General features: G+C 57.7%; 21 protein-coding genes. 11 read left to right on the top strand and 10 right to left on the bottom strand.

Features of this window, described 5'->3' with window-relative positions; all coding sequences use genetic code 11:
• Window positions 1-2 precede the first annotated feature (2 nt).
• From IFT66_RS10340 to IFT66_RS10300, 9 genes are all read left to right on the top strand, one after another.
• Window positions 3-416 carry a DUF6950 family protein gene (locus IFT66_RS10340; RefSeq protein ID WP_192077553.1) on the top strand — a complete coding sequence of 138 codons (414 nt, stop codon included), beginning with the start codon at window positions 3-5 and terminating at the stop codon, window positions 414-416.
• Window positions 417-423: 7 nt separating this feature from the next.
• Window positions 424-4,371, top strand: a complete 3,948-nt coding sequence (locus IFT66_RS10335; RefSeq protein WP_192077552.1) for a phage tail tip fiber protein — start codon at window positions 424-426, stop codon at window positions 4,369-4,371.
• A 71-nt stretch (window positions 4,372-4,442) separates the two neighbouring features.
• Window positions 4,443-5,888: a hypothetical protein gene (locus IFT66_RS10330; protein WP_192077551.1), complete on the top strand. Its 1,446-nt coding sequence runs from the start codon at window positions 4,443-4,445 to the stop codon at window positions 5,886-5,888.
• Between the two features lie 14 nt (window positions 5,889-5,902).
• The gene (locus IFT66_RS10325) at window positions 5,903-6,097 is read left to right on the top strand and encodes a hypothetical protein (protein WP_192077550.1); all 195 of its coding nucleotides are present in this window, start codon (window positions 5,903-5,905) and stop codon (window positions 6,095-6,097) included.
• Window positions 6,097-6,939, top strand: a complete 843-nt coding sequence (locus tag IFT66_RS10320; protein ID WP_192077549.1) for a hypothetical protein — start codon at window positions 6,097-6,099, stop codon at window positions 6,937-6,939. The genes IFT66_RS10325 and IFT66_RS10320 overlap by 1 nt, the downstream gene beginning before the upstream one ends.
• Window positions 6,939-7,262, top strand: a complete 324-nt coding sequence (locus IFT66_RS10315) for a hypothetical protein (protein WP_192077548.1) — start codon at window positions 6,939-6,941, stop codon at window positions 7,260-7,262. Before IFT66_RS10320 ends, IFT66_RS10315 begins: the two co-directional genes overlap by 1 nt.
• The gene (locus tag IFT66_RS10310) at window positions 7,249-7,581 is read left to right on the top strand and encodes a hypothetical protein (protein ID WP_192077547.1); all 333 of its coding nucleotides are present in this window, start codon (window positions 7,249-7,251) and stop codon (window positions 7,579-7,581) included. Before IFT66_RS10315 ends, IFT66_RS10310 begins: the two co-directional genes overlap by 14 nt.
• A 1,067-nt stretch (window positions 7,582-8,648) precedes the next feature.
• A complete protein-coding gene (locus IFT66_RS10305; protein ID WP_192077546.1) occupies window positions 8,649-9,380 on the top strand; it encodes a peptidoglycan recognition protein family protein in 732 nt (243 codons plus the stop codon).
• A gap of 18 nt (window positions 9,381-9,398) precedes the next feature.
• Window positions 9,399-9,623 carry a hypothetical protein gene (locus tag IFT66_RS10300; RefSeq protein ID WP_192077545.1) on the top strand — a complete coding sequence of 75 codons (225 nt, stop codon included), beginning with the start codon at window positions 9,399-9,401 and terminating at the stop codon, window positions 9,621-9,623.
• 569 nt (window positions 9,624-10,192) lie between these two features.
• On the opposite strand, the gene IFT66_RS10295 is transcribed toward IFT66_RS10300, so the two are convergent.
• The 4 genes from IFT66_RS10295 to IFT66_RS10280 all read right to left on the bottom strand — a co-directional run bounded on the left by IFT66_RS10295 (window position 10,193) and on the right by IFT66_RS10280 (window position 12,252).
• Complete coding sequence (locus IFT66_RS10295) at window positions 10,193-10,492, bottom strand: hypothetical protein (protein ID WP_192077544.1); 300 nt, start codon at window positions 10,490-10,492, stop codon at window positions 10,193-10,195.
• A gap of 210 nt (window positions 10,493-10,702) precedes the next feature.
• Window positions 10,703-10,852: a hypothetical protein gene (locus IFT66_RS10290; RefSeq protein ID WP_192077543.1), complete on the bottom strand. Its 150-nt coding sequence runs from the start codon at window positions 10,850-10,852 to the stop codon at window positions 10,703-10,705.
• Between the two features lie 271 nt (window positions 10,853-11,123).
• Window positions 11,124-11,990, bottom strand: a complete 867-nt coding sequence (locus IFT66_RS10285; RefSeq protein WP_192077542.1) for a hypothetical protein — start codon at window positions 11,988-11,990, stop codon at window positions 11,124-11,126.
• Window positions 11,991-12,048: 58 nt separating this feature from the next.
• Window positions 12,049-12,252 (bottom strand): hypothetical protein, encoded by a 204-nt coding sequence (locus IFT66_RS10280; protein WP_192077541.1) that lies wholly within the window; start codon window positions 12,250-12,252, stop codon window positions 12,049-12,051.
• 431 nt (window positions 12,253-12,683) lie between these two features.
• Here IFT66_RS10280 and IFT66_RS10275 point away from each other — a divergent pair, with 431 nt between their 5' ends.
• Entirely contained in the window at window positions 12,684-13,304 is a 621-nt protein-coding gene (locus IFT66_RS10275; protein ID WP_192077540.1) for a hypothetical protein, read from the top strand.
• Here IFT66_RS10275 and IFT66_RS10270 read toward each other — a convergent pair.
• The 6 genes from IFT66_RS10270 to IFT66_RS10245 all read right to left on the bottom strand — a co-directional run bounded on the left by IFT66_RS10270 (window position 13,301) and on the right by IFT66_RS10245 (window position 15,962).
• Window positions 13,301-13,513 (bottom strand): hypothetical protein, encoded by a 213-nt coding sequence (locus IFT66_RS10270; protein ID WP_192077539.1) that lies wholly within the window; start codon window positions 13,511-13,513, stop codon window positions 13,301-13,303. The genes IFT66_RS10275 and IFT66_RS10270 overlap by 4 nt on opposite strands.
• Window positions 13,514-13,765: 252 nt before the next feature.
• Complete coding sequence (locus IFT66_RS10265; RefSeq protein WP_192077538.1) at window positions 13,766-14,224, bottom strand: helix-turn-helix domain-containing protein; 459 nt, start codon at window positions 14,222-14,224, stop codon at window positions 13,766-13,768.
• Window positions 14,225-14,261: 37 nt separating this feature from the next.
• The gene (locus IFT66_RS23920; RefSeq protein ID WP_446737899.1) at window positions 14,262-14,507 is read right to left on the bottom strand and encodes a DUF4258 domain-containing protein; all 246 of its coding nucleotides are present in this window, start codon (window positions 14,505-14,507) and stop codon (window positions 14,262-14,264) included.
• 281 nt (window positions 14,508-14,788) lie between these two features.
• On the bottom strand, window positions 14,789-15,043 hold the full coding sequence (locus IFT66_RS10255; RefSeq protein WP_249406420.1) for a hypothetical protein: 255 nt from the start codon (window positions 15,041-15,043) through the stop codon (window positions 14,789-14,791).
• A 180-nt stretch (window positions 15,044-15,223) separates the two neighbouring features.
• Complete coding sequence (locus IFT66_RS10250) at window positions 15,224-15,658, bottom strand: thermonuclease family protein (protein WP_192077536.1); 435 nt, start codon at window positions 15,656-15,658, stop codon at window positions 15,224-15,226.
• 31 nt (window positions 15,659-15,689) lie between these two features.
• Window positions 15,690-15,962 carry a hypothetical protein gene (locus IFT66_RS10245; protein ID WP_192077990.1) on the bottom strand — a complete coding sequence of 91 codons (273 nt, stop codon included), beginning with the start codon at window positions 15,960-15,962 and terminating at the stop codon, window positions 15,690-15,692.
• A gap of 322 nt (window positions 15,963-16,284) precedes the next feature.
• Here IFT66_RS10245 and IFT66_RS10240 point away from each other — a divergent pair, with 322 nt between their 5' ends.
• On the top strand, window positions 16,285-17,463 hold the full coding sequence (locus IFT66_RS10240; RefSeq protein ID WP_062582435.1) for a phosphoserine transaminase: 1,179 nt from the start codon (window positions 16,285-16,287) through the stop codon (window positions 17,461-17,463).
• The last annotated feature ends 34 nt before the right edge of the window (window positions 17,464-17,497 follow it).

Below are 17,497 nucleotides of genomic sequence, written 5' to 3'. Positions count from 1 at the left end.
TCATGAACCGATTCCGTGTTGTACAGGCCACGCTCGAGCGTGAGCTTGCGAAGCCGTACGCCTATGGCGACCCCGCCCGTTCCGACTGCTTCATGATGGGATGCGCGCTCGTGGACGCGCTTGAGGGTCGTTCGACGGTAAGGGCCTATGCCGGAACCTACAAGACGCTCACGGGCGCGCAGAAGGCGCTTCGCAAGCGGGGCTTCTCGAGCCTCACAGACTTTTGGACTACAGAACTCGGCCGCCCACCTGTGGCGCCAGCGGAAGCGCAGTTCGGCGATCTCGTAATTCTCACGCTGGATGATGGCGCCGAGCATGTCGCCATCTGCATCGGCACCCGGTTCCGAACCAAAACCCCTGACGGTTCAACCGATCACGCGCTCGCTGACGTCGTCGCAGCTTTTCACATCGGATAAAATCTGAATGGCAATTTTCACTGCGATCGGCACGGCCATAGCTGGTGCGCTCTTTGCTGGATCCGCTCTCGCAGCGACGGTGATCAGCACAGGTCTGGCGTTCGCTGCCCGGATCGGCATGCAGTACCTGAATCGGCCGAAGGCCCGGAAGTACTCGGCTGTTCAGGGTGAGACCCAGTACGGCGGCGATATCTCCGCTCAAACGTTGTATGGCACCGGCAAGACCAAGGGCCAGCGCGTCTTTTACGCCAAGTGGGATAAGGGTAACCGCCTGAACGCCGACGTCTTCCTGCTGGCAAACGGATGGTGCGACGGGCTTGAACCCTACATCTATGTCTTCGGTGAGAAGAAGTCTCTCATCTCGCAGCCTACAGTTGGTGGCGAGACCGCCCGCTACTTCGTTGAAGATTTCTTGGACGGCCCGAACGGCATGCTCGTCCTCCGGTTCTACGACGGGCGCCCTGGTCAACCCGTCGATCAGCGGCTGGTCGACGTCTCGGCGGATCTTGGCCAGAAGTGGAAGACGACAAGCGTCAACGCTGGCATCTGCTATGTGGTTGTCGAGCGTCGCTGGTCAGAAGAGTTCTTCGGCACGAAGGGCAAGCCGGGGATCGAGTTCGTGCTGCGTGGTCTGCGCGAGTATGACCCTCGCAAGGATTCGACAGTTGCCGGCGGATCGGGCACGCAAAGGGTCGCTGATCCGTCTACGTGGCGTCACACGCTCAATCCCGCTGTTCACCGACTGAACTATCAGCTTGGCCTCAGAGCGCTTGTCTCTGGCCGCACACTGATCGGTGAGGGCAAGTCCCTCGGCCAGTTGGATCTTGGGACATATTTCCTCGCCATGAACGTCTGCGATGCGCTGCGCACGGACGGCAAGAAGCGCTACCAGTGCTCACTCTTCGTGACCGGCGACGATGACCACACGGAAGTTCTTCGCGAGTTCGAAGATGCGATGGCAGGCTACGGCCTCAATCGTAGAGGTCTTTCCGGTGTCATCCCGGGCGCACCGCAGATCCCCGTTCTGGAGATCACGGCGAACGATATTCCGGTTGACCGCGCGAAAGATATCCAGTTCCGCAAATCAGCGTTCGAGCGGTTCAACCACCTCTCCGGACAGTTCACCTCGATCGAGTCGATGTGGAACCCGGAAAGCCTGAAGCCTGTCTACGTGAACGCCGACATCGCAGAAGATGGACGCAATCGCCAGACGTCGAACGACTTCCTGCAGGTCAGCGACCCCGATCTGGCCCAGTATCTTCTCAACATTCGGTATCGGCAGAACCGCAAGGGTGCCACCGCCACGCTACCAGTAAGCCGATCGGTCGGCTTCCGTGTCCAGGAGGGCGAGTGGGTTTCCTGGCGCGGCCGGGAGTGGATGATCTCCGAGTGGGGTCTTGACGAGCAGTTCTGCGTCACACTGAAGCTCACTGAGACCGGCGCTGATATCTACGACGACGAGGACATTGAGCCGGGCCCGGTCGTCATCCCGCCAACCCCGCCAGTGAACCCATCGGTCCTGTCGACGGTCCAGAACTTTACGGTTGAAGCCTGGCTGATAAAGAACGATGGCGGGTATCAGGAGCCAGCACTGCGGTTTCGCTGGACGCCGCCGGACGACCCGACGATTGTTGCGGTCCGCATCGAGTACCAGGCCCAGACAGACGGCTCGGATGTGTCCACCACGTCTTGCCCGAACCCTGACGCCGGTGAGTTCATCATCACGACGAACGTGTTGCCGACGCTGATCTATCAAGCACACGCGACGATCTCGACGGTTCCAGACCGCTTCAAGACATGGACGCCCTACGCGACCACGACTGTCGCGACGGGCTCGATCCAGATCACCGTTGACCAACTCGCAGCAGAGATCAAAGAAGATCTAGAGACGCTGCAGGGCTGGATCGACGAGGGCTTCAAGGCCGACTTCGATCAGGTCGTGATAGACCTGTCGAGTGAGATCGGTGACAGGGTATCCGGGGCTATCGAGAACGCTTCCCGGTATCGTTCGATCCTCGATGAGATGTCGGCGATACGCGACTATGCAGCCGACCAGGATTTCGCAAACTACCGGGACAAGGAGCAGCTTCGTCAGGCCATAACCGCCCGCGTCGAAGGTGGGTTTGCATCTTTCGAAGAAAGGATCACGGTAGCAGCCTCGAATACATCGGCGGTATCGCAGCGCGTGACGACGCTGGAAGCTTCGACAAGCAGTATTGCGGCGCAGATCACCGATATTGACGAAGCCCGCGTCGATGGAGATCTTGCGCTTGCCCAACAGATCTCGCTTCTATCGGCCGGCACGGACAACCAGTTTGACCCTGTCAACCTATGGGACTTCGAGGTTGACGCTTCCGGTTGGACCGGTAACGGCACGCCAACGGTCGCCTCGGGCTTTCTACGACCGGCGAATGCTGCGACGGACCCCTATGTAGCTTCGCCTGCTATAGAGGTCATGGCCGCGAAGTATCGGCAAGTCAGGTTGCGCATCCGCAAGTTCGGCTCACCCGTATGGGAGGGGTATTGCTACTGGAAGGCATCCACCGATACGACATGGGACACGGCGCGCCGCGCGGTCGTCGGTGAACCTGCCTATGATGCCAACGGTATCGGGCTGATCACGTTCAACCCGGAATGGTCCGGCTTGATTGCGCAGATCAGGATCGACCTCTCAGCGGCCCAGACTGCTACGGACTATTTCATTATCGACTGGATCTCGGTCGGCGCTCCGTCCCCCGGCGCCTCCCGTGCTGAGCTGGCAGCCGAGCGCCTTGCCAGGATCGATCAGGACGAAGCAATCGCAAGCAGTCTCGTTGCTCTTGAAGCGGAGTTCAACGATCCGGAGACCGGTCTTGGTGCAGTCGCTACAGGCGTTTCGGTCCTCGAAGCCCGCGTAACCGATAACGAGGGGCTGATCAACGCACAGGCGACTTCGCTTGATGCGCTAGCAGTCTCACTTGATGGTAAAGCGGGTATCGATGTCGTCAATGAGTTGTCGGCTGAGGTCGAGGCTCTGGGCGGTGGTGGGTTAGTTTCGCAGGGTGGCGATATTCGAGCCGTCCGAAACGAGATATGGCCGCTTGCCAGCGAAACGATCGAGCAGGACTTCGCCAATTTCCTTGGCACAATGGGTGCGCTGAAGGTCACCGCGGACGCAAGTGACGTCCTCGACACCAAGATAACCCTGACCAACAACAGCATCGATATCGTAGCCCGAGCCGTAACTCAGGTGCAGTCGGTGTTGCCAGGCCTTGCGACTTCGACTGCGTTGAGCGCTCTCAGCACGCGCGTCACGGCAGCCGAAGGAAACATTAGCAGTGCGTCGAGTGCCATTACATCGCTTCAGAGTGATCTAGGCAGTCTCACTACAGTGGTGGGCACCAAAGCAAGCGCATCGGCTCTCACCGCGCTCACTACGCGCGTAACGTCCGCGGAAGCCAACATCAGTAGCGCCTCTAGCGCGATCACCTCGCTTCAGAGCGATCTCGGCGACCTACAAGGCGTTGTTGGGACGAAGGCGAGCGCGTCAGCACTTACTGCGCTCACGACCCGCGTGAGCACAGCAGAAGGCCAGATCTCGGCGGTATCGGACAGCCTGTCGACAGTGACGTCGCGCGTGGACGACGTCTCGGCTGATGCCAGGTTCCGGATGACGGCAACGTCCGGGCCTAGCGGCTTTGCCCGTATCGCTGCACAGGCTCGAGTCTCTAGCGGCGCGGGATGGCGAACCGCCGGCTGGTACATGGACGTCCCAACCGACGTGTCAGAGCCGACGCAGTTCCTTGTCAATGCCGACCGTTTCGCAATTCTGAACGGGACATCGAAGAAACAGCCCTTCGTTTTCGAGGGGGGCGAGTTGGTTCTGGCCATCGCAAACATAGGGCTCGTGAACGCCGGAACGATCGAGATCGGCAAGACCAAGATCGACACGAACGGGATCGTAGTGAGTTCATGACGAAAATGCTCATCGGGACGGACAGCGTCGGCGCGGCATGTGTGAAGATCACGAAGGGGAGCATAAACCCCGTGACCGAACCCGACGCGAACCGGTCGTCTTTCTATTACAACTCAAAGCTGGCGGCTGACGTAAAGTTGGCCGCCACCGACAGCCAGCCTTTTGTGAACGGACGGGCTTACCTGCCGTCGGGCACCAACATCAATTCGTACAGGAAGGCCTACGACAAGAACTCTCTAAACGGCGCGTTCCTGATCGCCATGAGAAACACGAACTTCCCCGATCTTCCGTATTCGTTGCCATTGTTCGACCTGAAAACCAGGCGGCTTTCGGGTGGCCGCTATATCGAGATTTCGCGGGTAAGACGCGATGGCTCTGACGACAATCTAGGGCAGAGAACTAGCTATTTCGAAACCTTCGACCGCGGCACAAGCATGTGGTTCGAAAACCGTCCACAGACCAATGCAGCGGCGGAGCAATGGGTCGGCGCCGTTGGCAACGGCATCCTGTACTATGGCGACCGGTATGCTTCCACTGACGCCAACCAGTTCGAGAAAGAGCTGATCGTCTGGCGGCTCCCCGGCGATGACACGCCTATCTTGGATGGGACGCCGAAGGCTCCTGTTGCTGGGCAGCGCTCGGTCGAGATCACGAAGGACTTCTGCCGCGTGGCTAAGCCCGGCTACGACGTCAGGACGGCAACCCCGACACAGCTGGCTTTCGACAGCGCAGGCCGTCCGCTTTCAGCGATCGGTGCAGACGACATCAATCTACCTGCAGGCGTATCGAGCTATAACCTCGGTTTCCCGGTGACTGCCAACATGCTCGCCGACGTGTTCCTCTATTCGGGCGAAGCGCTCACGTTCCCCATGAGCCGCCGCGGGACTTCGCTTGAATGCGAATACTGGTTCAGCGGGTCGAGCATTTTCTTCAACAACACGCAGTCGTCCGCTGTCCGCTGCAGGTTTATCGTCTTTGCAAATGACAGGTCGCCGCTGACGACGGGCACGAACAAGGTGTTCCGCCAGTTCACCGCCGGCGGCCAGAACGTCATGCAGCTTCTGCGTCCGGGCGCAGGGGCAAACCCGGCCTTCCGCGATATCATGCTTGATAGCCGCTGGCCGTGCATCCAGATCCTCGCAGAGGGCTACAGGACGATAGCTTCGCGCTCCAATGTGGAGCCGTCAAACCAGAACACAGGCCAGTCGTTCGAGGTCAACATCAACGCCGATGGGTTCTTCCCTGTCGTCAAATACATGACGGTTCACCAGCATCCGACTTTGGGCAAGCTCGTCAAGTTTGCGCAGACGCTCATAACCCAAAACTACCGTGGTTCGCCGACGTACCACCAGGGCAATTCCAGCTACTGCGAAATCGAAGGCAACGTCGCGCGTTTCTGGACTTTCCGGGGCAACCCGCAGGCAGAGCAGTACACCGACTCCAGAGGCTGGCAATACGACTATCCCGTCGATCCGATCATCGGCATTCGCTACTACATCCTCGGCATCCCCCAGTAACCAGGGAAAACCCCATGACAACCGTCAATATCTCGCCTGAAGTCGCCCTTCAGGAAGAGCGAGCCATTTCGGCTACGCTCAAAAACCGCGTTCTGATCTTGGCGCAAGGTGTTGCGGAACTCCGCGATGCTCTGGCCCGCAGCCAGGAAGAGCTCGAAAGCCTGAAGCTGGAACTGGCCGCTGCGCCACTCCTTGAAGGAGAAGCGTGATGGCTCTACCGACATCCTATAACACCGGCACTGCGACGGTGAATGCCAACGGCACGGCGGTGACCGGGCAGGGAACGAGCTGGCTGACTTCTGGCTTGCAGGCGGGTGACATATTCTGGGCGGCCGGGCTTTCTGTTCGTATTGCCGCTGTCAACAGCAACACGTCTTTGACGCTGGCGTACGCTTGGCCGGGAACGGCCCGCTCGGCCGATGTCTATGAGGTGCGCTTCGCTTCGGATGCCACGCGAGCGCTGACGGCAGCCCGGCAAGTCCTCGATGCCTTGACGAACGGCAACCTGTTCTCGATCGGTGCCCTGACGACTGCCGCGAACAAGCTTGCCTACTACACAGGTGCCGGAGTGGCGTCGCTGACGGACTTGGTCGCCCATGGTCGTGCAATCATCGGCCTGACCGGCGGCAATGGAAAGTTCATCCGGTCGACAGGGGCCAACACCGCCGTCATGCAGGACATGGTTGGAACGGTTTCCCAGAGTGGCGGTATTCCAACTGGCGCGATCGTCGAGCGTGGCAGCACGGCGAATGGTGAGTATGTCCGGTTTGCAGATGGTACCCAGATCTGCACCTACAATGCAGTCTACTCGATCACGACAGGCGCGGTTGGTTCGATCCATCGCGACTCCACGAGCGTGGGTGCATGGTCTTATCCTGCCGCTTTTGCAGCTGCGCCCGCCGTCTCGACCTCGGCGGCGAGCAACTCCGCTTGGACGGGCGTTGGTGCTGCATCGGCTTCGCAGCTAAACGGCTGCCCTGTTTTCGCGCCGATCGCATTGTCTGGCAGCAATATTCGCATTTACTTCCAAGCAATCGGAAGGTGGTTCTGATGAAAATCGCGTTCACACCTCAGCGCCGTGAAGGATCGCTCAAGGTCGTCAAGGACGGCGACAAGCTCCGGATCAACGGAGCGCTGTTTAGCTTCATCTCCCTCCCTGACGGCGCTACCATCCCGTACGGGAACGTACCATGCGAATGGATCGCCGGCCCGGTCGAGAGGATTGATGGCCAGATCCACCTCACGCTGATCCTTCCCCATGGCAGCAACCCATCTCAAGCTGTTGCCTTCCCAGAACCCCTTACTGACCCTAAAGACGGTGATCTCTTGATACCGAGCGACCCGGTCGTGGAGATAGACAATGTGGACACCTGATCCGAGCATGTTCGTGACCGCTGCGCAGAAAGCCGCCGAGGCGAAAAATGCGGGTCTGGCCGCCTACAAGGGTGCGTTCGATGCTCACCTCGACGAGGTTGCCGGCCAGCGTCAGTACGACAGCCGTTATACGATCACCGCCTACGCGATCAGCACTAACCCGGCGTGGGCGGCAGAGGCCAATACGTTCATTGCGTGGCGTGATGCCTGTCTGCTGTACATGTTCTCGCTGCTGTCTTCCGTAGAGGCCGGTGAGAGCGCCGCACCCACTATCGCCGAGTTCGTCGGCGGGATGCCTGAGATCGCCTGGCCGGATTAGGCCATGGCTCCAGCGCTGCGCAAGGGCGAGGCTCGGCGGTCGCCTCGGGATTGGAGCCCCATCGCCGAGCCTCTACCGCAGCAACTGTCGAGATTGCCACGGCGTCGGAAACGTAACGAGCGCTAGCCTGATTCGCTAGATCGCGCCCTACGGAAGGCTATACGCTTCACGACCTGAAAGAGCAGTACGACTGTCGCGATCCAAAAGTAAGTTATTGGAAACAGGAACCATAACCCAAGCGGGTCTACGAGAAACGAATGCATTGGCGCGAGAGCGATAAACGTCTGCAGTACCCAGATGCCATTTAGCTCGACGATGAGAGATCCATACCAGCTGAAAGAGCAACTAAAGATCGGAAATTCTTCGCCAAGCTCACAACCTTTGAGATTCAGCGACCATAGCACCAACCATATGGTTAGCGACATTGCACATATTGACCAGAAGCAGGCCGCGAAGATCACAGCGAGATTTAGGGTTATACGGATGATCCGAAACATTTGGCTACCACAACGCCTCTACGATAGGGTCTAGCGCATAATTTGTGACCACCAATAGCGAGAAGTTGAGGCTCGGCGCTTACTGTAGGGAACCGGAGACCCAACGCCGAGCCTCTGCCGTGGTGGGCATCAAGGAAGACGGCCACGGCATCACAGAAGCTAGCGCGTGAAAATTGTTTGGCCAGATGCGGTTTCTACTTAGGAGACCCGGCGCCCGCTGTACGCGAGGTCCACCGCGCCGGGCCTCCGCCGCGGGAGGGGGTCCTTTAGGGGAAGGCAACCGCGACGCATTAGTTTGTAGCTGATCATCAGACGAGCACAACGGCCAGATCTAACCGCCCCTCCTCGTTGGTCACCAGTACGCAAGGAAGTCCATTGCGACTAAGCCCATCGCAAGGAACGCGGCCAACACTGCGAATACCGTTGAAAATTTGTCCATCGAAACCTCCGCTCATCTCCGAAAGCACGACGGTGCTTCCGGTTCCTGCCTGATGGCGCGCAGCGTTACCGCCTTCTATAGATCCAACAGCCGCCGTTCTGAAACGGGGCAATCTCAAAGGAAAATTTGACATGAACCCGTCTCTGCAGAAAACGCAGAAGCGCTTGCTGATGCTTGGCTTCTGGCTACCGAAATACGGCGCTGATGGCGACTACGGCGACGAGGCCGATGACGCCTTCAACGCGGCGCTCGACCAGCTGGAGAAGCTTCGAAGCCCTGCCGACGCGCCGACCACCTCGATGCCGCCTCCGGTGCCCACGACCACGGTCGACATAAAGGACAGGGTAATCCCTGCCACCTGGATGCCCGATGCCAAGTTCATCGGCATCGTCTTCCATTGGACGGCCGGCCAGAACAAGGCGAGCGACCTCGACCGCTCTCACTATCATCTCCTGATCGAGAGCGACGGCAAGCACGTCCGCGGCGTCCCGTCGATTGATCTGAATAGCCTGCCGAAGGCCAAGGCCGGCTATGCGGCTCACACGCTGAACTGCAACACCGGTTTCATCGGCGTATCGCTCTGCGGCATGGCGGGCGCCGTCGAGAGCCCCTTCAGGGCCGGTAAGCAGCCGATCACGCGCGTCCAGTGGGACGAGCTGGCAAACGTCCTGGCGCAGCTGTGCAAGCGCTACGGCATCAAGGTCAGCCGCAAGACAGTTCTCAGCCATGCCGAAGTGCAGACGAACCTCGGCATCAAGCAGAAGGGCAAGTGGGACATCGCCCGCCTGCCGTTCGACACCTCCATCCAAGGCGCGGCCGCGATCGGCGACCAGATGCGCGCCATGGTGCAGTCCAAGCTTTAACCCCAGAAAGGTATTCGCATGTCTCAGTACAGCAAGCTCATCGGTGCGCTGGTCGGCAATCTCGTTGCCATCCTGCTCGCCTACGTCGCAACCAGGTGGACCGGCGTTGCCGAGTGCGCGCTCGTCGACCAGGTGCAGACCTGCACCGCCTTCGGCTTCAGCCAGGCGCAGATCACGGCGGGCCTGATGACGGCGATTAACGCCGCCTTTGTCTATCTCTCTCCAGCCAACAAGCCAGCATGACTTGGCGCTCCCGCCAACAAGCTAATCCTGCAACTCGCCGGACTTGCGCGTCCGGCGGGCTATTGAATGCGTCATAAGGATAAATCGATCGCTCTGACGCGCACAGATTTCCAGTCCTAGTCTAGGACGAGATTTTTTATTCAAGTTGATTTGCGTAAAACTACACCAGTGCTACCATCCGCAATTATGTGGGATGGGGATCTACATGGATGAGCTTCAGAGGATAATTGAATACCTAAAAATGATGATCGAAATGTCCAGTCGTAACCGTCGCTGGGACATGCTTTCGTATCTGATGTCGATGGCCCTAGTCGAAGCTCAGGAAGAGCTCCAGAAACAGACAGGGCAGTAGGACGAGGCTGGATATCGCTGAGACGGGTAGTTAGAGATGCGCCTCGAGCCTTTGCATACTGGCGTGAGAAGGTACGTTATGTGCAAGCCTCTCAGCTCTCTCGTGTAGCGCTCAGCGTCTATTGTCGCTTGATCATTTGGCATCGCCTTCGGAGCTGCGACCCCATCCCCTACACCGGTGGATGCGCTGCAGCTATAGCGATGAGCAACCTAATATATCAGGTGCCTGTTGGTGTGGTGACGGCATCGCGATTTGCGAAATCGTCGAGAACAAGCTTAACATTCTGAACAACTGCGGCTTTTACGTCCGTCGGCACGACGGCCCAGCCAATTGCGGCCATCATGAAGACAGCAGTCAGCAAGTAACCAACTTCGGTTAATATGTTCAGCCAGCCAAGAGCCAGCGGGATCAAGCATACCAATAGAGCTTGGACAACGGAGAGCCCCAGATAATGCAGCGATATAAACATTATCACTGCAACTACGATCGGCTTCAACATGCGGGAGACGATGTACATGCGCACATTCCTAACGTCGGATTTATCTTCTGTTAAGAAAGTTACAAATTTGTGTGGATAAGTAAAGTAGAATGGAATGATTTGGTAAATTTCGGGCGTCTGTATTTTGCTTTCTTAATCGAGCATCGTTGTGATTCGAAGTTATCCAGCGGGCCATTGGTCCGAACGCTGTCGCGTCCGGTCTATTCGAACTTACGGCACATCTGCCTTTCAGGCTGAGCCTGCAAGCTTCGTTAGCAGCCAACCGCTCGGCGGAGGGGTGGCCCCCAGCTTTTCCGCACGCTGGTCCAGCTTTTCCGCACGCTGGTCCAGCTTTTCTGCGGCCTTCACGCGGGCATCTTCGACAGTGTCTGCGGTCACCGTGACAATCCAGCGACCGGCTCGAAATCGATATGTATTCCTTGGAGGATTCGTTCGATGACGGCAGCCCGCCACGAAGACCATTTATGCGACCCGGCGATCAATCCCATTCTTGGTTTCTTCTCGAAGCAAGTTCCACCAAGCATTGAAGCCTGCGCTTGTCTCTGATTTCGCCATGATGCTCTCGCGTACTTCGTTGGTCTATTTATCTGATACTTACCGTAGGGCCCGGGAGGTCTAGACCGGACGTGTTCGCCAGCTGGCGGTGATCTCATGTGATCAGCTCAATGTGCTCGGCGAGTTCGTCGCTCTGAACATCAATCGAACCGTCAACGTCCCGATCCATCGCGAATAGGAAGCGGCGTTCTCGTTCTACCCTGTAATGATTTGGCTTTGTGAAGGCGGATGCTGCTTCAGCTGCTTCTACCAACTGATCGACACGGTGATCGGCGAGGTACTCGAACATGGCCATCTGGAATTCGTCACCGACGTCGAACTCTGCGAGTGCGTCGGCAAGGTCACTCTCGCCGCGTACTATTTTCGAGTCCGAATAGGCAACATCACGTACAACGACCCGGGAAGCGCCCAGGAGGTGTCCGACTTTCTCTGCGAACTCATTCGCCCTGTTTATCCGCAGTAGCCGCGGTCCGAATTTAGCGTGCCTTTCAACCCTTTCACTCTTTCTCGCATCCGACGATGTGCAGATCACATAGGAGTTGAAGCCTGACAACAGCTCAACGCTCATTTCACGTTTTTCAGACCGGAGACTGACCAGACCGAAGCCCTCGCGCACGTCTCTAGCGTTGTCGTTCTCAATCACATGATAGTATGTCAGCGGGTGAAGGCGGATAGATCCAGCCAGCCAAAAAGGGACCGCTTCATCCTTCGTAAATTTATAGGCCGCAGCGTCGTGGCTGAGCGTAGGAACATGCAGGGGGGTGATGGCCGTGCGGCTGAACGCAAGAGGCGAACGGAGTTCCAAATCATCACTGAATTTCCCTAACGCCTTGCTGAATTCAATAAGTTGGTGATCGCTCAAAGAAGAGTTCTCTTTCGAGATCGATAGTGCCCTTAGCAACACTGAGCGATCTTGCATCGTTAGTTTGAAACCTTGCCATTCTAAATGCTCTACCGCCATGAATTGAAACTCCGGTGATCAGCATGTCTTTCTAGCTGCCGCGAGTTTGAACGTATGCTCACCGCAGCATCTCAGCAATCTCGGCAGCTTCAATGCGTGCGTTGTTCGGTTTGTGTGGGTAGTGCTCCCAGCACCACCATTGCGGCTCGCCCCGATTGTTTGAGAAGCCGAAGCCGCCCCATTGTTTGCATGAGGGGATGCGGCACCAATGGACGTAGAGGGATGCTGGCCGGCTCTGGGCTGTCCTGGTTTCGTCGCTCATCGGCGTGGCTCCCAAAGGATGTGTGCCTGCAGGAGGCAGGGAAATCTCGCCCTGCATTTATCGGTCCCAGCGTGCTCGCATCCCATCGCCAGAATGCGTCGGATCTGCACGAACTCGGCGTCCGCTCCGAATTTCTTGACCAGGCTTTTGTGGGTGAAGACGCCCTCACGTGCGCATGGGCTGCACACCATTTCGATGGTGTCGGCGCGATAGTCTCGGAGTGTTGGAAGCGGCATAGCAGGTTTCGTCTGTCGTTCGGACACGGGTTCTCGCTCGCGGACGGTGCACGTGTTCGCCTTCAAAAAGGATGTGATTGCCGACTTCATGCGGCGTTTTCGTTCTTACTATGTTCTCAATCTTTACGACGAGTCAACACCCGCCATCGCGCGAAAATGCCAGAGGGTTAAATACGAATGACTGGGAGAAACGACATGCCAAACGGCGGCTTTGATCCGGAAGCGAAGTATGCACAGTTGGGCGAGCGGGTAGACAACCAGTCCCGCCAGATTGCACAAGTCGATTCCCGGATGACGCAGGGTTTCTCCGAAATTGCGTCTCAGATCCGCGGTTTAGTCGACGACATCCGTGGTGGGTCCAAAACGCAGTGGCCGGTCTTGATCAGCTTGTGCGCTGTGTCCGTCTCGATCCTCGGGGGGCTAGGCTATCTCGCGCTGCAGCCCATTAAGGACAATATCACGCAGATTCGCGAAGACGCGAAAGGGCAGGCCTCCGGCACCTCATCAGCACTTTCGACCATCGTCGACAAGATGGTGACCCAGAAAGAAATGGAATGGCGAACAGCTCGCAGTGCGGAGGATAGGGCCCGAATGGAGGGTTCTCTGAAAGAGGTCCGTGATGCTCAGGTGCCACGCGAAGAGCTCACTAGGATATGGGCGAATTATGACCAGCGCTTCCAAGATCAACAGCGCCAGGTCGATGAGCTGAAGCAAGCTCAAGGCAGCGTCTACGGGGCGAGAGACGTCATCATGGATCTCAGGCAGCGACTTGATCGCGTCGAGCGTGAGCGGATCGCATCCTCCCCTGGAAGTTAGGCGACATCACCGTAGTAGTACGCGGGATCTCCCTTGGGAGTAAACAGCCAGTTGTCACTGACGTAATACGCCGGATCGCCGCCGTTCGTTTTGAAGAACCAGCCGTCTTTTTCAAAAAAAACGCAGTTCCCATTTTGGGTGTAGAGGTACTGCCCGACTTGATAGAATGCGGTATCACCATTTCGGGTAAACAGCCAACGAGTAGTCAAATGCCGCTTCTCGGCACGTTTCGACTTTCCAAACTGCGAGCATAGGCAGCGGCGTCGGACAACGTAGAAAAATCGCCCCCCATCTGGTGGTCGTCCGTGAAAACCTTGAAGCAGTTCGTCGATGCTTCGATCACTTGATATCCGTTTACGATCTCAATTTTGGGGCTCTCAGTAGGCATATTGATACCTTTCGTGGCCGTAAGCTGAATGAGGGACTACAATGCAAAAGTCCCGCCTCGGCGGGACTCTGTTTTAAGCAGCGATCAGTTCGTACGTGCGATCGTTATCGTTGACCTTGCTTATCTGGATCGGTTGTGGTTCGGCAGTTGGCACGCTTCGGCGTGACAGTTCTTCAATTCCAGCGTTTGTAAGTCCGAGTTTCTCGATTGCCAGCCGGCGGATCATTGTTTCCGCGAGGCTGTCGATCTCGACCTCGCCTCGTTCCCAGCGGCCGACTGATTGTTTGTCACGGTTTACGAAGCCTGCGAGTTCAGCTTGGGTAAGGCCCATTTCCGTCCGCAGGAATCTCAGCTCCTCACCCGTGATGCCTTTTTCGTGGCGTACGATCCCGTCAGCGATAACCATATGCAGTTCATTGACGGCCGGGATGGTGATGACTTCATCACCGTCGTCGTCAACCTGCACCTCGATGCCGGCGATGAAGACATTCGTCAGGCCGCATTCGGTGTAGTGGTGATCGACTTTACTCATTGTTCTCTCCAATTATCGAGGCAGTCCTGCGCCCGAATTAATCAATCCACATTACAGTTATGACCTTGAGGCAATAACCGGAGTGCTCGGGGATTACGATCACTCCTATAGACCGGCTTCCGCTATTGGGCGTCCTACACTCCATGCGGTATTTGAAATACCCAGGGCGTGTCGCCGCCTCGGCATCGATGTAAACGAACCCGTTCTTCAGTGCGTACAACACATCCGACACAACAAGGTTGCGCTCGCCTAGTCGCTCAGTCGCGTGACGTTTGTACGTCATCTCCAGTGACCGGTGTCGGGCAATTTCGCGGAGTTTAATGGTAGCTTGGGGTGGCGTCCAAGGGTCGTCGGTCACGGCTGCTCCTTCGCGCGAAGACGTTGTTACGTTCCCGCGCTGTGTATCATGGTGATACCTATGTAGGAGTTAAGCGTCAATTAACAAGTCGGTAATGTTTTTGCGTTTTCGATGCAATTTGCGCAATACGCATATTATTTTCCAACATGTTTCCGCACAGTGGCCAGAATGTCGCGCGACTCGGCAGTGCGTGCAGTCGCCTTGCGCTATTGCATCTCCGGCGGAGGATAGCTCCGACCGATCGAGACGAGATACTTGGTGATTTCTTCCAGCAGGTGGTCGCGCTTGCCGTAACCTTCGGTGATCGCAGAAAGCTTCGGCATGACCTCTTCAAGCCGGTCATCAGGAAGGTCCGCATCGCCGATGATATAACCTACGCCCGCAATCCCTGTGATGTTGCAGCCAGTCGCGACCACATCGTTGACGAACGCGGGGATCTCCTCAGGATTCATTTTGCGCATCGCACTCCGCCTTTCGCGGTGAACAATAGCGGGTAATGGCAATGGATTCGACTAGTAGAACTGCTGGTGGGCCGGTGGCCTTGCGCGGTTCCGGTTCATCTGACCAGAACGTTTCAAGGAACCACGGGAACGCCGCGGCCGATTCCAGCGACAGCACGTCAGCCAGCCCTAGTCGGCACATCACTTCCCGTTGCCTTGCAGGCCTTCGCACCACCGGTTACCCTTGTTCGGCCATTGCTGCGCGAGTCCTTCGCTGATCAATACCTTCCCGGCATCTCTGCCGTCGGGCAGAATGACATGCACCAGGTTGCGGCGATCCGAAGTGCGATCCTTTGCTCCGCTGTCGTCTAGTTGATACCCTTTTGACATAAGCGCCTGCAGCCGCAGCTTCGCTTTCTCTCCTAAATGCTTCTCATGATCGCACTGCGCTTCGAACGTCTCTGGCGTGTCGATCTCAAGCAGGCGCATTTTCACGCCGTTCTGCCATATGGTGTCACCGTCGACGACGCAGGTCACTCGCCGCTCGGCGCGATTTCCGCCCTTGCAAATATCGATCGCGCCTGCTGGCGTTGCCCAGCTCAGGATCGCGATTGTTGTTACTGTCTTGAGTCTCATTCTCTTCCCGATATCTCGTCCTTGCGGCAGGTCAGCGATTCGCCGTTCTGCGAGTCGGCATCGACGGCGTGACGAAAAAAACTGAGATCTTGCGACTGCCGCATCTGGGGCAACGCAGGCGCTCAGATACGCGATCGATTGGAAAGTCGCGCCCGCGGGTAGCGACCAATGTCGTCATGTCGAGATTGTACTTCCAGTCGCATTTGCGGCTGCTGCCGCCCGTGTCGACAAGGCCATGGCGGCAGGCGGCCGAGAGCTGCCAACCCTGATTAAATGCGTCGCCTATGGTCCCGATCTCGCTCATGACGGCAAACCTAAATTGGTCGTCGAAAAAGAACAAGGCAAGAACAAACGAATATCTAATTTTCCGCGTCGGTCTCAGGTAACGGCTAGCCAAGAGCGCACTCAAGGCCCGGTCACCGTGAACGTCAAGCGAACGTAGGTGTGTCAGCCCTGTGTCAACTGGGGCAACTCGTTCCCGAACCGTTCTGCATGATGCAGCACGAATTTGCATGGTCGGTGCCAAAATATCACCTGCAGACTTGCGCTTTTCTCGGCTTTCCACTATCCACAGCGGCGGGACACTCCTCCCCAACGAGGAGCCAATTACCTGGAAGGGTATACATATGGCCAATGCCGCAAAGCCGGACCTGCGTCCGAATAACGCCCATTTTTCTTCTGGCCCTTGCTCGAAGCGCCCCGGTTGGTCGCTCGACGCTCTCTCCGATGCCCCGCTCGGTCGTTCGCACCGCGCCAAGGTTGGCAAGGACAAGCTCAAGCAGGCCATTGATCTCACCCGTGAAGTTCTGAACGTTCCGGCCGATTACCGTATCGGCATCGTTCCCGCATCCGACACCGGCGCCGTCGAAATGGCGATGTGGTCGCTGCTCGGCGAGCGCGGCGTCGACATGGTCGCCTGGGAAAGCTTTGGCGCCGGCTGGGTCACCGACGTGGTGAAGCAGCTGAAGCTGAAGGATGTCCGCAAGATCGAAGCCGATTACGGCGTGCTTCCCGACCTCTCCACTATCGATTTCGACCGTGATGTGGTCTTTACCTGGAACGGCACGACATCTGGCGTTCGCGTTCCGAATGCCGACTTCATCCCTGATGACCGCAAGGGCCTCACCATCTGCGACGCAACGTCGGCCGCATTTGCGCAGGACCTCGATTTCGCCAAGCTCGATGTCACCACCTTTTCCTGGCAGAAGGTGCTGGGCGGCGAGGGTGGCCACGGCATGATCATCCTGTCGCCGCGCGCTGTCGCCCGTCTTGAAAGCTACGTCCCGGCGTGGCCGCTTCCAAAAATCTTCCGCATGACCTCGGGCGGCAAGATTTCCGAAGGCATCTTCAAGGGCGAGACGATCAACACGCCGTCGATGCTCTGCGTCGAGGACTATATCGATGCACTGCAGTGGGCAAAGTCGCTCGGCGGCCTCAAGGCGCTGATCGCCCGTGCCGACGCCAATGCGAAGGTGATCTTCGATTTCGTGGCGGCCAACGACTGGATCGCCAATCTGGCGCAGGTCGATGAGACCCGCTCCAACACCTCGGTCTGCCTGAAGATCGCCGATGCCGATGTCGCCGCTCTCGACGCTGACGCACAGGCAGCCTTTGCCAAGGGCGTGACCTCAATCCTCGAAAAGGAAGGCGTCGCACTCGACGTCGGCGCTTACCGCGACGCACCGTCGGGCTTGCGCATCTGGGCTGGCGCCACCGTCGAAGAGGCGGACATGAAGGCGCTGATGCCGTGGCTCACCTATGCGTTCGAAACGCAGAAGGCCGCGCTGTCCAAGGCCGCTGCCTGATCGAATTCCGGTGCCGCCGCTCACCCGTCTAGGG

This window comes from Rhizobium sp. CFBP 13726, assembly GCF_014841925.1.
In the GTDB taxonomy this organism is placed as follows: domain Bacteria; phylum Pseudomonadota; class Alphaproteobacteria; order Rhizobiales; family Rhizobiaceae; genus Neorhizobium; species Neorhizobium soli.
This window is presented reverse-complemented; position numbering and strand designations above follow the sequence as displayed.

Excerpts from the sequence above, each read along its gene's own strand:
- IFT66_RS10340 (WP_192077553.1), top strand. The coding sequence starts at position 3 with ATGAACCGATTCCGTGTTGTACAGGCCACGCTCGAGCGTGAGCTTGCG.
- IFT66_RS10335 (WP_192077552.1), top strand. The coding sequence starts at position 424 with ATGGCAATTTTCACTGCGATCGGCACGGCCATAGCTGGTGCGCTCTTT.
- IFT66_RS10325 (WP_192077550.1), top strand. The coding sequence starts at position 5,903 with ATGACAACCGTCAATATCTCGCCTGAAGTCGCCCTTCAGGAAGAGCGA.
- IFT66_RS10320 (WP_192077549.1), top strand. The coding sequence starts at position 6,097 with ATGGCTCTACCGACATCCTATAACACCGGCACTGCGACGGTGAATGCC.
- IFT66_RS10315 (WP_192077548.1), top strand. The coding sequence starts at position 6,939 with ATGAAAATCGCGTTCACACCTCAGCGCCGTGAAGGATCGCTCAAGGTC.
- IFT66_RS10310 (WP_192077547.1), top strand. The coding sequence starts at position 7,249 with ATGTGGACACCTGATCCGAGCATGTTCGTGACCGCTGCGCAGAAAGCC.
- IFT66_RS10305 (WP_192077546.1), top strand. The coding sequence starts at position 8,649 with ATGAACCCGTCTCTGCAGAAAACGCAGAAGCGCTTGCTGATGCTTGGC.
- IFT66_RS10300 (WP_192077545.1), top strand. The coding sequence starts at position 9,399 with ATGTCTCAGTACAGCAAGCTCATCGGTGCGCTGGTCGGCAATCTCGTT.
- IFT66_RS10295 (WP_192077544.1), bottom strand. The coding sequence starts at position 10,492 with ATGTACATCGTCTCCCGCATGTTGAAGCCGATCGTAGTTGCAGTGATA.
- IFT66_RS10285 (WP_192077542.1), bottom strand. The coding sequence starts at position 11,990 with ATGGCGGTAGAGCATTTAGAATGGCAAGGTTTCAAACTAACGATGCAA.
- IFT66_RS10280 (WP_192077541.1), bottom strand. The coding sequence starts at position 12,252 with ATGAGCGACGAAACCAGGACAGCCCAGAGCCGGCCAGCATCCCTCTAC.
- IFT66_RS10275 (WP_192077540.1), top strand. The coding sequence starts at position 12,684 with ATGCCAAACGGCGGCTTTGATCCGGAAGCGAAGTATGCACAGTTGGGC.
- IFT66_RS10265 (WP_192077538.1), bottom strand. The coding sequence starts at position 14,224 with ATGAGTAAAGTCGATCACCACTACACCGAATGCGGCCTGACGAATGTC.
- IFT66_RS23920 (WP_446737899.1), bottom strand. The coding sequence starts at position 14,507 with ATGACGTACAAACGTCACGCGACTGAGCGACTAGGCGAGCGCAACCTT.
- IFT66_RS10255 (WP_249406420.1), bottom strand. The coding sequence starts at position 15,043 with ATGCGCAAAATGAATCCTGAGGAGATCCCCGCGTTCGTCAACGATGTG.
- IFT66_RS10250 (WP_192077536.1), bottom strand. The coding sequence starts at position 15,658 with ATGAGACTCAAGACAGTAACAACAATCGCGATCCTGAGCTGGGCAACG.
- IFT66_RS10245 (WP_192077990.1), bottom strand. The coding sequence starts at position 15,962 with ATGAGCGAGATCGGGACCATAGGCGACGCATTTAATCAGGGTTGGCAG.
- IFT66_RS10240 (WP_062582435.1), top strand. The coding sequence starts at position 16,285 with ATGGCCAATGCCGCAAAGCCGGACCTGCGTCCGAATAACGCCCATTTT.